The sequence below is a fragment of the Lysinibacillus fusiformis genome (genome assembly GCF_003049525.1).
In the GTDB taxonomy this organism is placed as follows: domain Bacteria; phylum Bacillota; class Bacilli; order Bacillales_A; family Planococcaceae; genus Lysinibacillus; species Lysinibacillus fusiformis.
The window spans coordinates 159,274-174,045 of record NZ_PYWL01000003.1 but is presented as its reverse complement, the minus strand read 5'-3'; the positions used below and the strand labels follow the sequence as shown (position 1 = coordinate 174,045).

Sequence of the window (14,772 nt, the reverse complement as noted above, 5' to 3'; positions counted from 1 at the left end):
ACGGCAGGGATTAACTGCACTCCGGAGTAGCTTTCGGTATTTGCACTGTGAGGATTTTTTCAGCCAAGAAATCCTTTTCTTCTACACGTGCAATTACGTACTTTTTCCATCGTCGTGTTTACTTTTTCTAACGAAATTATAAGAAAAATCTATTCACCTGTCAATTGGCACTAATACGACAAATCATAACTAAGCAATCATTCTTCTGAAGTATGCCCACATTCCCCAAGTAAATAACACTAAAAAGGCACTCAGTGCAATCGTTGTAATAGGTGAATCTTGATAAGGTAATGGTACATTCATGCCAAAGAAGCTAGTAATAACAGTTAAAGGCAACATAATTGTAGAAATAACGGTTAATAAGTTCAGCTTTTCAATAGACTTGCCACTAATAATCGAGTAATACGTATCTAATGTGCTATTAACTAAGTCTCGATACGTTTCAGTGGAGTCGACAATCCGTTCAAGATGATCATTTAAATCCTTATAGAAAGGGATATTTTCCTCTTGTATATCAAATTTCCATTGTCCATTAATTGTAGAAAAAATTCTTCGTTGCGGCATGATAGCCTGACGAATTAAAATAATTGTTCGTTTTAATGAAAGGAATTCTTCTGTAACTACTTTCGGTTGATAATCATAAACTTCTTCTTCTAGCTCATCAATCCGCGCCCGAATTCGCTCTAATACAGGGAAATACTCGTCTGTAATTCCATCAATGATTGTATGCAATAAAAAATCAGTGCCTTTTTCCAAATATTTCGCACTATTTAAACAAACTTTTTCTATATGGCCAAGCCATTGTAATTTTTGTTTATGGACGGTAACAATATAATTGGGTCCCATAAAAATATTTAACTCGACCGTTGTAATTTCATTGTTACTTTTTTCATTGTAGATAGGTGCATGGAAAACGAAAAATTTATAATCCCCATAACTATCCATTTTCGGGCGTGAGCCTTCATTTAAGCAATCTTCCACTGCTAGTGGATGAAAGCCAAATACATCTGCTATATTATTTAATTCATTATGACTATACGCATATAAATCCACCCATAATAAATCCTCGCTATGAATGGGAAGTCTTAAATCATTCATTTTGAAATCGTGTTGAACTGTTTTGCTATTGTGATTGAAATAGTGAATTTTAATCATGTTACTTCACCTCGTGTTTTATTATAAAAAGTAACAAAAGGTCATTGTTTAAAACCTTCTGTCGGTGCCGGCGATAAGAAACGACGGCTGTCTCCATAAATGCTGACTATCTACCCCATGCTTACTCGGTTCAGGACTACTATCCATTTCTCATCACCTTCCTTTCATAACAAAAACACGCCTTCTACTAATGAAGGCGTGTTGAATACACATATCAAAAAATAGCAAAAAAACTTTGCATATTTGTTACCTTCAAACGTTGAGTTTTAGCACTATGCGGCATAGGAAATTATCCAGCTACGTTAAAAAACACCTTATTTCGATGATTTCTGTTGACCCATTGGCGTCTCTCGACATTTTTGGGTAGTAGCGTATCTCCACATAGGAGCCTCACCTAACGAAGGGAGTCTTATTTTTTTATTCCTGTACATAATAACGGATAGTTTCACAACTGTCAAACTTTTAATCAATCATTTTTCAAAAAGTCTTCTACTCTTTGTACTAAATGATCGCGCTTATACGATTGATAGAGTAGGCTTGACAGACGAACAGGATCGCCAAAGAAAAATCGTTCATATAGAGTTTGCCTTGTGCCAAAATTGCTCATCGTTAAATCCCAAGCTAAACGGAACTTTTTAACTCGTTCCTCCCCTTTATCTTGAAATGATTGCAGATAATGATCAAGATCTCCATTATCCGTTGCAAAAGCTTTTGCACTAGGGATGGACATTAATCCACTTGCTCCAAGTAACTGGATGATATCTGTAAAGGCAGGATATACTTTCGGAAAAATATGAATAGCAACCTGTAATGTCGATAGGTCTGGTCTTATAAAGCCAAAGGAATCCCTTTGTGCCTCAATCTCTGATTTTAATTGCAGTGCTTTCATCGTTTCTAATGCTACGATGACATCTACCACTTTTTGATGGACATGCTGGTAATCCCCGATATTTATGGTATCCACAATCGTTTGTACAATCCCTAGGACGAATTCGGTCTTAGCAATTTGACGTGACAGCACATGATGCAATGTATACGCTTGGAAGCCACTAACATTCATAAATTGATTGGCTACTTCAACATTTTCATAATAAAATACACGCTCCCACGGAACAACTACATCATCAAAAACAACAATTGCATCCATTTCTTCAAAGCGTGCACTTAAAGGATGATCAAACTTAGAATCCCCTCCGACAAAAGATTGCCGACATAAAAACTTTAAGCCCTTTGTGTTACTCGGTATAGAAAAGCCAAAACCTTTTCCTTCATCATAGCCATTTGTTGATAGAACAAGAAGTTCATCCGTTATTCCTCCCTGTGTGGCTAGTAATCTAGCTCCTTTAATGACTAAGCCCTCGCCCGTTTTTGCAACAATTTTAGCAGCTATTGTTACTTCTTCATCCTCATAGTAATAACGCTTGCGGTTTACTTGCGGCTCTATAAAGGTATGTGTCATGGAAATATCATTTTCACGGGCATATTCATAAAACTTCAGCAAATGGTCTGGAAAACAATTTGGCTTATCTTTCAAAAAGTTCGATGCTGATGCCAAAGCCATCAATGTCGTATTCATGTAGTCAGGACTTCTTCCCATCAAACCGTTTGTTTGTAAAGCCCATTCTCTTGCGGCCATACGTCTTTTTACTAGATCCTCAGGACTCATGACTTGAAGGAAAGACATGCCGACTCTCTCTTTGCTAGTTGGCGATTCATATGTCATTTTTTCAAGATATGCTTCTTGATGTTGTAAATCAAAGAGCTTTGCTTGACTTTGCATGATTCCCTTAAATGCAGGATGTTCTGACACCTTGCCCGTCACAACTTCCCCATCAATCGAAATATACGTGTTTAAAGCATCGATACGTTCCATATACTGCTGTCCTGTCATTATTGGCATGTTGTCACTCCTAAACATTTCCTATGTTTTTGTACTTATGTAGTATATGAAATGTCAAAATATTAGGTGACGATACTGTTAATTAGAAAAACCCGATTAGCAACAAATCTAATCGGGTACAACCTTTACTTTTCCAAAAAATCATAGGGGGAGACATCATCCATACCAATCATTGGATGAATATAAGGAGCTGTTTCTACTGTTAATTTATGGTCCTCGATAGCCGCTTCTTGCACAATCTCTTGTTTTACTAGAACTGCCTCGACTTCAACAATGACTTCTTCGACATCCATTGGATTTAATCGAGCGCGCAACGAAGTAAAACGCTGTAAATCGTCTGTGCGCTGCAAGCCCTCTGCCAGGACATCTGGTTCCCCACATAAAATCAAAAAGTTTTTCGCTCTTGTAATCCCTGTGTATAAAAGATTACGCCGCAGCATTTTTGAATACCCTTTGACAACAGGCATAATGACGGTTTGAAACTCTGAACCTTGAGATTTATGAATGGAGCAACAATAAGCTAGGGTTAATTGATTGAGGTCACTTCGTTGATAGGTCACTTCAATGCCATCAAAGGAGACAATCAGTAAATCTTGTTTTTCTACTGTCTCTTTTGCCTTAATAATACTAATGACTTCTCCCATATCACCATTAAAAACATTACTTTCAGGTTGATTAACGAGCTGCAGAACTTTATCCTTTATTCGATATGTTACGTCCCCAAAGACAAGTTCCTTTCTTGTCCCTGTATCATTAGGATTAATAAGCTCTTGAATCATTTTATTTAAATTATCAATGCCAGCAGGACCTTTATACATCGGAGCTAATACTTGTATATTACGAATTTCTTGCCCCTTAGCAACAGCACTTTTTACTACCTGTGTCACAACATTTCCAACCTGATTGACGGATGATTTAATAAACGAGCGATCAGTAGTTTTCGATGTTAAATCTTTCGGAATGGTTCCTTTTTTGATTTGATGGGCTAGTTCAATAATTGTAGAGCCCTCTGCTTGTCGGTAAACATCTGTCAATTCCACCGTTGGAAGCTGCTTGGATGCTAATAAATCCTTTAACACCTGTCCTGGTCCTACAGGCGGTAATTGGTCCTGGTCCCCTACAAAGACAACCTGTACATCCTCATGTAAAGCTTTTAATAATTGATGAGCAAGCCACGTATCCACCATTGACATTTCATCTACAATAATAAGCTTACCTGTGACCTCTCGTTCAGTCTCTTCTTCTTTTTCTTGACCAGTAAAGCCGAGTAAACGATGAATAGTCATAGCTGGTAGTTCAGTCGATTCAGCTAAGCGCTTAGCAGCTCGACCAGTAGGTGCACAAAGGATAATAGGAAAAGGCTCCTCTTTTTGAGCATACTCTTTTGGATTTAATGATAAGCCATGAAGCTTCGCATAAACTTCAACAACCCCACGTACAACAGTCGTTTTACCCGTACCAGGGCCACCTGTTAAAATCATTACGGCTGAATTTAAAGCCTGTTCAATGGCATTTGCTTGTGTTTCAGCATAAGTCACATGGAGTAGTTCCTCAGTTTCACCAATCGCTTTACGAATCTCATCTTTGCTAAAATGTTCAGCCTTGCTATTTCGTTCAACAAGCGTCAATATTTTGGAGGCAATTCCAACCTCTGAAAAATAAAGAGAGGGTAAATATAATCTTGTTTCTTCCCCACAAATTTTGCCTTCTTCTCGTAGCTCGATACATGCTTTTGAGATGTCTTCAAACGGAATTTCCTGACGTTGGCTTTGTTCAAGCATTTCCTTTACAAGTGGTAGAACATGCTCCGCATCTAGATAAACATGCCCGTCAGATAGTGCAGCCGTATTTAAAATATGGAAAATCGCTGCTTTAACACGATCAGGATGTTTTCCGGTAATGCCTAATTTGGCACCAAGCTCATCTGCTCGTAAGAACCCTACCCCTTCCACATCTTCTATCAAGCGATATGGGTTTTCGGTTAGTAATTCAATGGCTTCAGTTCGGTAGGTTTGATATATTTTCATTCCAAGCTGTGGACCAAAGCCCCATTCATTTAGCTGGATCATTACCCGTTCTAAACCAAGATTTTGCTCAATCGTGCGATGGATCACTTCTTTTTTTTCAGATGATAAACGTGGAACAGCATCCAGTGCACTCGGATCTTCTAATATAAGACGTAATGCATTAGCACCTAGTTTTTCAACAATGGTTTCAGCCGTTTTTTTCCCGATTCCTACAAATAAGTCACTAGATAAATAATGAATAATTCCTTGTTCAGTAGCGGGTACCTCTTTTGTAAATGTCTCGATTTGGAATTGTGCACCATATTTAGGATGCTGTTTTAATATACCTGTAAAACGGTATTGCTCATCCATTTGTAACGGTGGAAAATAGCCAACAACAATAATTTCTTTATCTTCATACTGTAAGTTTGTCTCTTGAATTTTTACTCGTATAATGGAATACATATTTTGTGTGTTATGAAAAATAGAGACAATCGGACGTCCGAGAATAAAAAATTTATTGAGTTCAAATAAATCGAGATGATCTGTCATATTCGGTCCGCCCTTTCTAATTGTTTTCAATCTTTTTATTTTACCATAGACCTTTCGAAATATCGTTGATAAAAATATTTCTTCTTTATTATTTTTACATTATTTCGACAAATGACAATTCTCAGCTTTTATCCATATTTCCATGCTATGATAAATAAGAATTAGTGGCACGGAAGGATCGTGAAGTTATTGGAATTTAGACCTTGCATCGATTTACATGAAGGCAAAGTAAAACAAATTGTCGGGAGTACTTTAGGTACTACCAATCAAACAGTCGTTGAGAATTTTATTTCTAGTTATGATTCTAGCTACTATGCACAAATGTTTGCACAGGATCACTTAACAGGTGGACACGTCATCATGCTTGGTCAGGGAAATGAAGATGCTGCCCTAGCTGCTTTAGCTACATTTCCACAAGGGTTACAAGTCGGTGGTGGCATTACTGCTGCAAATGCCCAAAAATATATTGATGCTGGTGCCTCACATGTGATTGTCACTTCCTATATCTTTCATGATGGCAAACTCGATTTAGAACGTTTACAACATTTAAACAAATTGATCGGTAAAGAACATCTTGTCATTGATCTCAGCTGCAAAATGCGAAATGGTAAGTGGTTTGTCATGACGGATAAATGGACAAAATTTAGTCACTTCGAAGTCAATGCGGCCTCTATTCAAGATATTGAAAATTATTGTGATGAACTGTTAATTCACGCAGTCGATGTGGAAGGAAAAAAAGGGGGGATGCAGGAAAGTTTGGTACGTGATCTTGCAGCCTGGACCTCCATCCCAACCACTTATGCAGGAGGCATTCGTTCAATAGAAGACTTAGAAAAGTTTAAACAATTAGCCAACGGAAAGCTTCATATCACAATCGGGAGTGCTCTCTCTATTTTTGGAGGAGAGTTGCCCTATATAGATGTCGTGAAATATTGTAAAAAAGGCGGGATTATGTGAACCTCATTTATAAAGATTATGTTTTTCCATTTCAAGAAACGAATTTAGAACGTATCATTGATGGCAAGTATTTCAAAGTAAATAAAAAAGATCATTCTCTTGCAATTCATGTTCAACTTGATAATGAACAAATGCTACTAGAGTTTTCTAAATCGTTAAAGGCAACTTGTGGTTTCCTACGCGATCAAGAAACAGAGCCCTATATAGGAACCTCTATTGACTTACAAATATTTGTGGATGAGTTTAATAAACGGTATAACTTAAATGCTGAAATTATTAGTTAACACAAAGGGGTAGTTTTCTCCCCTTTGTTTGCAACAATACTCCCCCTCCTTCACCTTTTACAATCCATTTTAGCCTTTTTGAAACCTTTTACCTCTTATGTGAGTTATATATGATGTAGAAAGGTTTTATCCTTATGAAAAACTATCCTAACATTTAAACCATGCCAATTCTTTGGCTGCTATTTTATTGAGATGAAGGACTATTCTACATAGAATGAGAAGTGGAACATAATTAAGTATCGACAGACATAAGGGAAAGGATTTTTTAAATATGAAAACCGAACTCGAAGTAAACTCTTTAAAATCATTTCAAACTGAGTTAACACGCTTCTTTTTAGCTTATAAATTTGCTTTACAGGAAGTGGAAACTAAAATTAATATTTTGCAAGAAGAATTTAAGCTTATTCATGAATATAATCCCATTGAGCATATTTCAACACGCGTAAAGTCACCAAAAAGCATTTTAACAAAGATGTTAAAAAAGGAACTTCCTCCTACGATGGAAGACGTACGCGAAAACATTCGTGACATTGCAGGTGCTCGCATTACTTGTTCATTTGTCGAGGATATTTATAAAGTTAGTGCCATGTTGCAGGCACAGCATGACATTGAGGTTGTACAGGTGAAGGACTATATTGCTAGTCCTAAAGACAATGGCTATCAAAGCTTACACCTTATTATAAAAATCCCTATTTTCATGTCAGATCATATGGAGAAGGTCTATACAGAGATTCAAATCAGGACCATTGCGATGGACTTTTGGGCCAGCCTGGAACATAAAATTTATTATAAATATAATAAAGAAGTGCCAGAACATATTCGTGTTGAATTAAAAGAAGCCGCACTACAAGCTGCTGAGTTAGATCGAAAAATGGAGCGACTCAATAAAGAGATTAATATATTAAAGGAAAATGAGGCCGAGCCCACTTTATTAGATAGTACACCTATATCACAGCTAGCTAAATATTTTGCACAACTTCCAAACCTGAATCATAATGATTAAATCCTCTTGAACAAAAAAATCCACCTTGCTTGGAAGCAAAGTGGATTTTCATTCATAATCAAGCCTTTTCTTTGGATTTCGTCACAATAAAGAAAGATAAAATAAGGGCACAAATGGCAAATACTAAAGTTGTTATATATACACAGCTTACACCATTCGCAATGGTTCCCTTTAAAAAGCTTATTTCTTCTAGACTAAAGCCACCTTTTGCAAACTCACCATTAAGCTGAATTTCTCCTTTGCCTAATGAAGCCATTTTTTCACTCGTCGCAAGGTTAAAAACCATACCAAATAGCGCTGCACCTACCGCTTGACTAAATGTATTGGTGAAGGAATTGAGGCCAATTGAAATACCAAGTTGCTTCGGATTAGCCACCTTTTGAATGGAAATCATCAACATTGGCATTATAAAGCCCATACCAAGCCCGATTAATGAAGAGCCAAGATACACACTTAAATCACTAGAGCCTGAAGATAGTCTAGCCAGCATAATCGTTCCCGTAACTAATAAAATCGTCCCCATTTGGATAATTCGTTTATTCGTTAAACGTCCGATTAAATAGCCAGCTGCAATGGAATTCATCGTCCAGAAAATGGACATGGGAGTTAGAAGTAGGCCAGCTTGCGTGGCATTTTTTCCAAGAACACTTTGCGCATATATCGGAATATAGACCGTCACACCAATAACAATTGACATCGTACTTAATGTGAGTGAATTAATCACCATAAGACGACCATTTTTAAACAATGTTAACGGAATAATTGGCTCTTCTGCACGTAGCTCCACCCATATAAAAACGCCTAAAAATACAGCTGCAACGGCATACATAATGAGCGATTGACTCGATAACCATGCTTGTGTCTTACTGTTTTCGATAATGACATATAAGAGCGAAACCATTCCGACCGTAAATAGGCCAGCACCTAAATAATCAATTTTCCGCTTCACTACTTCAAGCTGTTCTTTGTAATGTTTAACAATTAGATAAATAGAAGCTAAACCAAATGGTACATTAATGAAAAAGATAAAGTGCCATGATACTTGGTCAACAATAAAACCTCCAAATAGTGGTCCAACTACGCCTGATACGCCCCATACCATGCTTAAATAGCTTTGTCCTTTAGCACGTGCTTTTTCAGTCGTAAATAGTTCACCAACCATCGTTAATGTAATTGGTAAAATCGAGCCTGCACCTATCCCTTGGATCGCACGAAAGACAATTAATTGTTCCATTGACTGTGCTAACCCACATAACATGGAACCTAATAAAAAAATAATAATACCCGTAATAATCATCCGTTTACGCCCAAATAAATCGGCTAGCTTACCAAAAATAATCGCAGCGATAGCAGAGGCTAATAAATAAGCGGAATAAATCCAGCTTATTAAGTCTACGCCTAACAAATCTGCCGTTATACTTGGAATAGCTGTACTAACAATCGTTCCTTCAATTGCCGCAAGCGCTGTTACAAGTAATAGTGCCATAAATACTTTATTCATCGTGTCACCTATTCCTTTCCTGCATGACATACACTAACAAATTTAACCTGAAAATAAAAGAGGATGGGATAATTTTTATAAAAAATATCGAATGATCATAAAAATTTGATCCACAATACATCGACACCCTACTATAGAACTGCATAAAAAAGCAGCAAGTTCATCCAATCACACTTGCTGCTTTTATCTATTAGTTAAATCGCTGAGCAATCATATCATAAATATAACGAGCTTGATCGTATTCTGGCTGTAAGGTAAAGGCCTGTTTTAAATGATACATCGCATCCTCTGTTTGCTCTGTAGACACTGCATACAGTACACCTAAATTATAGTGGGCATCTGCATTGTTCCAGTCCTGTTCAATTAAAAGATCCAGTTCCTTCTTCCCTTGCTCAAACATCTCTAATGCACATAGTACAATTGAATAGGCTAATCGAATCTGTGTATCTTCAGGAGCAATTTCCACGGCTCTTTGTAAATAAGGCAATGCTAATTTTGGATTCTCCATACGCTCAAAACATTTCCCCATCATATAGTACACATCTGCGCCTTCGATATGATGCTTGAGTGCTTGTTCATAAAGCTTTACAGCCTCAGCATAGCGTTCCGCATTGTAATAAAGGTTTGCTAAGCCATAATAAGCTGTAGCTGCTGTCTCATCTACCGTAATAGCCTTTTGGAAAAAACGCTCTGCACGTTCTGTATCCTCTAAGACTGCTAATAAATTGCCGAAGTTTACATAACCAATAGCATTTTCTGGCTCAGCTTCTATCGCCTTTGTAAATAGTTGTGCAGCCTCTTCATAACGCTTATCTTGAAATGCTTGAATGCCCTGTTCATTATAATTCATTATTTCTTCACCTCTATGTAGCGAAAGACTGCTTCCATGAAGCCATACGGCAATAAAAGCAGTCTTAGCGCAAGTTATCCAACATATGTTAGTTTTTCATTACTTTTAAAGACTTCATCAATCGTTCCGCCACCAATACATTCTTCTCCATCATAGAGAACAACTGCTTGTCCTGGAGTGATAGCACGGACAGGCTCTGCAAATGTAATATGAGTACGTCCATCTGCTAATATTTCAACTTCTACTGGTGTATCCGTTTGACGATAACGGAATTTCGCCGTACAAGAAAATTTCCCAGGCAATTTTTTTGTCGAAGTATAGTTCATTTTTACAGCAGATAATGAAGTAGAATATAAATGCTCATTGTCAAAACCTTGTCCAACAAGTAGAACATTACGCTCTAAGTCTTTCCCTAACACAAACCACGGCTCACCATCTCCACCAATACCAAGACCATGTCGTTGCCCAAGTGTATAATACATTAAACCGTCATGTTTTCCCATGACAACGCCATCCATTGTTTCCATATTGCCTGGTTGAGCTGGTAAAAATTGACTTAAAAATTCTTTGAAATTACGTTCCCCAATGAAACAAATCCCTGTAGAATCTTTTTTCTTCGCTGTTGCCAATCCTGCTTCTTCAGCAATTTTACGTACTTCTTTTTTCTCAATATCGCCAATCGGGAACATCACATGAGCCAATTGCTCCTGTGATAGTTGATTTAAAAAGTATGTTTGGTCTTTGTTATTATCCACACCGCGTAACATTTGCACTTCTCCATCACCGCTACGATCGATACGTGCATAATGACCTGTTGCTAAATAATCAGCGCCAAGGCTCATCGCATGCTCTAAAAACGCTTTAAATTTAATCTCTTTGTTGCACATTACATCAGGATTTGGTGTACGTCCTGCTTTATATTCTTCTAAAAAGTATGTGAAAACTTTATCCCAGTATTGCTTCTCAAAATTCACAGCATAATAGGGGATGCCGATTTGATTACATACTTTTATGACATCATCATAATCTTCTGTTGCTGTACAAACACCATTTTCGTCAGTATCATCCCAGTTTTTCATAAAGATCCCGATTACTTCATACCCTTGTTGTTTTAACAAATACGCAGCCACCGACGAATCTACCCCACCAGACATGCCGACAACAACGCGAATTTGAGAGGGGTCACGTGTTTCTTTCATTGTGGTCACCTTTTCTTTTATCTATTTACAGTTAATGCTTCATAAATTGTAGAAACCTAACATGTTCTTCACAAATTATCTTTTAGCTAGTTTTTTCACGATTTGTGCTGTTTTTTCAGCTGCGTCACGTATATCTTTTTCCGTTAAATCCTGACCAAAGCTAAATCGGATCGAGTTTCGTAATTCCTCTGTACCTTGCCCAAACATCGCTACTAACACATGTGATGGATCAATCGACCCAGCGGTACATGCAGAACCACTAGATACACAGATTCCTGCCATATCAAGATTCACTAAAAATGATTCTACTTCCATGCCCTCAAAGCTAATATTTAAAACATGTGGCAATGACTGCTCTTCATCACCATTAACATGGAACGCTAATTTTTCCTGTGAAAATACATCCAGCATAATTTGCTTAAAGTGATTGTATAGTGAACGCTTTTCTTCACGCAACTTATTTGCAACTTGTATAGCCGTCGCAAAGCCAATAATTGCTGGTATATTTTCAGTTCCTGCACGACGTTTTTTTTCTTGTGCACCGCCTAATGCATAAGTAGCTAAAGGTGTTCCAGCCTTTTGGAAAAGGAACCCAACTCCTTTAGGCCCATTAATTTTATGAGCGGACACACTCAATAAATCTACTTTTAATTGAGCCACATCAATTTGTTCTAAACCATATGCTTGAACGGCATCTGTATGGAAGGTAGCTTGATGTCCTTGTAATAGCTCACCAATTTCTGCAATAGGCTGAATAGTACCCACTTCATTGTTCCCATACATAATTGTCACTAAAATCGTATCATCACGAAGTGCTTTTTGGACATCCTCTACAGCTACACGCCCTGCCTTATCCACGGGTAAATAAGTCACATCAAAGCCATCTCGTTCAAGTTTCTCACATGTATGTAACACCGCATGATGCTCTACTTGTGTTGTAATGATGTGCTTTCCCTCTTTAGCTCGTGCATAGACAGTCCCCAGAATGGCCGTATTATCAGCTTCAGTACCACCACTTGTAAAGATTATTTCTCCCGCATGAGCACCAATAGACTTGGCTAAAATGTCGCGAGCATCATCAAGATATTTGCGCGCCTCTCGACCTGCCCCATGGATACTGGATGCGTTGCCAAATACGTGTTGCATAGCAGACGTCATCGCTTCTATAACTTGGCCATTCATCGGTGATGTGGCAGCATGATCGAGATAGATATATGAATTCATGTTGAAAACTCCTTTTTAATAAAAAACGCTGGAACCCACATTATTTATCATAATTTTATGAAAAACATTCAGCATGAAATTCAATACAAACAGCTAAGTGTTTGATTTCACCGTTTATTTTTCAACTCAACTATGATACGTATGGGGAGCAGCGCTTTAGCTTAAACATTTTAAATATAGAACATATAGCCTTCCGCTACATTTTCTTCTGTGTATTGTGCTAAATCTTCAATTGTTGTTGTATCTAACACATTTTTTACTGCGTCACGAATGCGCAACCATAACTCACGTTGTGGTGCTTCCTCGTTTTCAATACCCTCTACTGGCTGAATTGGCCCTTCTAGTACACTAATAACATGGGCTGCAGAAATTTCGCTCGGTGGATTTGCTAGCATATAACCACCATAAGCGCCACGTACACTTTTTACTAAGCCTGAATTACGAAGCGGTGACACTAATTGCTCTAAATACGCCTCTGAAAGCTCCTTTTCGGCAGCAATTTTACGTAAAGGGATAGGACCCTCTCCGTAATGCTTTGCTAATTCAATCATAATCGTAAGCCCGTAACGGCCCTTTGTTGAAATTTTCATTTTATCACCCTCAATTAGTCTAGTCAAAATTACTACCAACAGTATATCATAATCTCCTCTTGATGAACTCGGAAATACACCTAGAAGGATATGATATACTAAATAATGCGATTCAACATTGTTCAACGATCCACTAGTAGCGCTGAATTTTAGTGCAAAAAAATGGATAAATAAAAAATGACAACGACTGAAAGGGGGATTTATTTTGCACAATGAACCACTTGCTTTTCGAATGCGTCCTTTAACACTTGATGAAATTGTAGGTCATCAAGATTTTATTGGTCCAAACACAGCTCTATATAAAATGATTCAAAATGAACATGTCCCTTCCATGTTGCTCTACGGAGAACCCGGCATCGGCAAAACCTCTATTGCAAATGCAATTGCAGGAAGCTCTCAGCTCCCTTTCTTTGCACTCAACGCGACACGAGCTGGCAAAAAAGATGTGGAAGATATTGTCCAAGAAGCTAGAATCTCAGGAAAAGTTCTACTTTTTTTAGATGAAATTCATCGCTTCAATAAATTACAGCAAGACACTTTGCTACCACATGTGGAAAATGGCTCGATTGTCTTAATCGGTGCAACAACTGAAAATCCTTACCACGATGTCAATCCAGCGATTCGCTCTCGCTGTGGTGAGATTTATCAACTTAAACGATTAACGAAGGAAAATCTAATGGAGCTTGTAGAAAAAGCACTTGCAGATGAAAAACGAGGTTTAGGTAAATATCATTTTGTCTTAACACCTTCACAAATTGAGCATATTGCAGAGGCAGCTAACGGAGATGCCCGAAAGGCATTAACGTTACTTGAATCCATTTACTACGCAAGTGATGAAGTAGAGGGGCAAACGATTGCAGCTGACCATATTATTGATCACTTAATTAGTCGAATTGGTGTTTATGGTGATAAAAAGGGCTCACATTTTTATAATTTACTTTCTGCCTTGCAGAAGTCTGTCCGTGGCAGTGATACGAATGCCGCGCTATATTATTTAGCACATTTATTAGAAACGGGTGATTTAGTGGCTGTCAGCAGACGTTTACTTGTCATGGCGTATGAAGATATTGGCCTTGCCAACCCTGAGGTGGGTTCTCATATGCTCGCCGCGATACAGGCAGCAGAACGTCTTGGATTACCAGAGGCACGCATCCCACTTGCAAGTGCAGTTATTGAAATGTGTTTAGCATCAAAATCTAATTCAGCTATCCTGGCAATCGATGACGCGATAAAGGCGATTCATGATGGTAAAACGGGTGATATACCTCATCATTTGCGTGATGCTCACTACGCTGGGGCAACAGATTTAGGTCATGTTGGATATCAATATCCTCATAACACACCAATCGGGACATTTGGCGGCTGGGTAGATCAGCAATACTTACCTGATGAGCTGGTAGGAACCGAGTTTTATAAACCCGTTATTGCTGGTGAGGAAAAACGTATGGCTAGTATCTATGAAAAACTTAAATCTTTTCATCAAAATATAAAGTAGTTTTCCTAGAGCAAAGTCATTACTTCTACCATTAGAAGAGACTTTGCTTTTTTTAG

12 protein-coding genes, 1 riboswitch and 1 other annotated feature (1 of these 14 only partly in view) are annotated in these 14,772 nt (G+C 37.9%); of the genes, 4 read left to right on the top strand and 8 right to left on the bottom strand.

Annotated features, from left to right (window positions below):
- Positions 1-122, bottom strand: a binding site (T-box leader) (it extends 94 nt beyond the left edge of the window).
- Positions 123-189: 67 nt separating this feature from the next.
- The 3 genes from corA to recD2 form a co-directional block, all read right to left on the bottom strand.
- Positions 190-1,155 carry a magnesium/cobalt transporter CorA gene (gene corA, locus C9J29_RS09690; RefSeq protein WP_107922063.1) on the bottom strand — a complete coding sequence of 322 codons (966 nt, stop codon included), beginning with the start codon at positions 1,153-1,155 and terminating at the stop codon, positions 190-192.
- 244 nt (positions 1,156-1,399) lie between these two features.
- Positions 1,400-1,564, bottom strand: a riboswitch (M-box (ykoK) riboswitch).
- Between the two features lie 57 nt (positions 1,565-1,621).
- Positions 1,622-3,055 (bottom strand): 4-hydroxyphenylacetate 3-monooxygenase, oxygenase component, encoded by a 1,434-nt coding sequence (gene hpaB, locus C9J29_RS09685; protein ID WP_107922062.1) that lies wholly within the window; start codon positions 3,053-3,055, stop codon positions 1,622-1,624.
- Positions 3,056-3,180: 125 nt separating this feature from the next.
- Entirely contained in the window at positions 3,181-5,613 is a 2,433-nt protein-coding gene (recD2, locus tag C9J29_RS09680; RefSeq protein ID WP_096365187.1) for an SF1B family DNA helicase RecD2, read from the bottom strand.
- 189 nt (positions 5,614-5,802) lie between these two features.
- On the opposite strand from recD2, the gene hisA reads away from it, so the two are divergent.
- From hisA to C9J29_RS09665, 3 genes are all read left to right on the top strand, one after another.
- Positions 5,803-6,570 carry a phosphoribosylformimino-5-aminoimidazole carboxamide ribotide isomerase gene (gene hisA / locus C9J29_RS09675; RefSeq protein WP_107922061.1) on the top strand — a complete coding sequence of 256 codons (768 nt, stop codon included), beginning with the start codon at positions 5,803-5,805 and terminating at the stop codon, positions 6,568-6,570.
- Complete coding sequence (locus C9J29_RS09670) at positions 6,567-6,854, top strand: hypothetical protein (protein WP_008181526.1); 288 nt, start codon at positions 6,567-6,569, stop codon at positions 6,852-6,854. The genes hisA and C9J29_RS09670 overlap by 4 nt, the downstream gene beginning before the upstream one ends.
- A gap of 271 nt (positions 6,855-7,125) precedes the next feature.
- A complete protein-coding gene (locus C9J29_RS09665) occupies positions 7,126-7,857 on the top strand; it encodes a GTP pyrophosphokinase (RefSeq protein ID WP_089986666.1) in 732 nt (243 codons plus the stop codon).
- A 58-nt stretch (positions 7,858-7,915) separates the two neighbouring features.
- Here the strand turns inward: C9J29_RS09665 and C9J29_RS09660 are convergent, their stop codons facing one another.
- The 5 genes from C9J29_RS09660 to cymR all read right to left on the bottom strand — a co-directional run bounded on the left by C9J29_RS09660 (position 7,916) and on the right by cymR (position 13,221).
- Positions 7,916-9,358 (bottom strand): MDR family MFS transporter, encoded by a 1,443-nt coding sequence (locus tag C9J29_RS09660; protein WP_107922060.1) that lies wholly within the window; start codon positions 9,356-9,358, stop codon positions 7,916-7,918.
- Between the two features lie 190 nt (positions 9,359-9,548).
- Positions 9,549-10,208 carry a tetratricopeptide repeat protein gene (locus C9J29_RS09655; RefSeq protein WP_008181529.1) on the bottom strand — a complete coding sequence of 220 codons (660 nt, stop codon included), beginning with the start codon at positions 10,206-10,208 and terminating at the stop codon, positions 9,549-9,551.
- Positions 10,209-10,282: 74 nt separating this feature from the next.
- Positions 10,283-11,407 carry a tRNA 2-thiouridine(34) synthase MnmA gene (mnmA, locus tag C9J29_RS09650; protein ID WP_089986668.1) on the bottom strand — a complete coding sequence of 375 codons (1,125 nt, stop codon included), beginning with the start codon at positions 11,405-11,407 and terminating at the stop codon, positions 10,283-10,285.
- Between the two features lie 75 nt (positions 11,408-11,482).
- Positions 11,483-12,631: a cysteine desulfurase family protein gene (locus tag C9J29_RS09645; RefSeq protein WP_089986669.1), complete on the bottom strand. Its 1,149-nt coding sequence runs from the start codon at positions 12,629-12,631 to the stop codon at positions 11,483-11,485.
- A gap of 170 nt (positions 12,632-12,801) precedes the next feature.
- Positions 12,802-13,221 (bottom strand): cysteine metabolism transcriptional regulator CymR, encoded by a 420-nt coding sequence (gene cymR, locus C9J29_RS09640; RefSeq protein ID WP_008181126.1) that lies wholly within the window; start codon positions 13,219-13,221, stop codon positions 12,802-12,804.
- Between the two features lie 205 nt (positions 13,222-13,426).
- On the opposite strand from cymR, the gene C9J29_RS09635 reads away from it, so the two are divergent.
- Positions 13,427-14,716: a replication-associated recombination protein A gene (locus C9J29_RS09635; RefSeq protein WP_043990780.1), complete on the top strand. Its 1,290-nt coding sequence runs from the start codon at positions 13,427-13,429 to the stop codon at positions 14,714-14,716.
- The last annotated feature ends 56 nt before the right edge of the window (positions 14,717-14,772 follow it).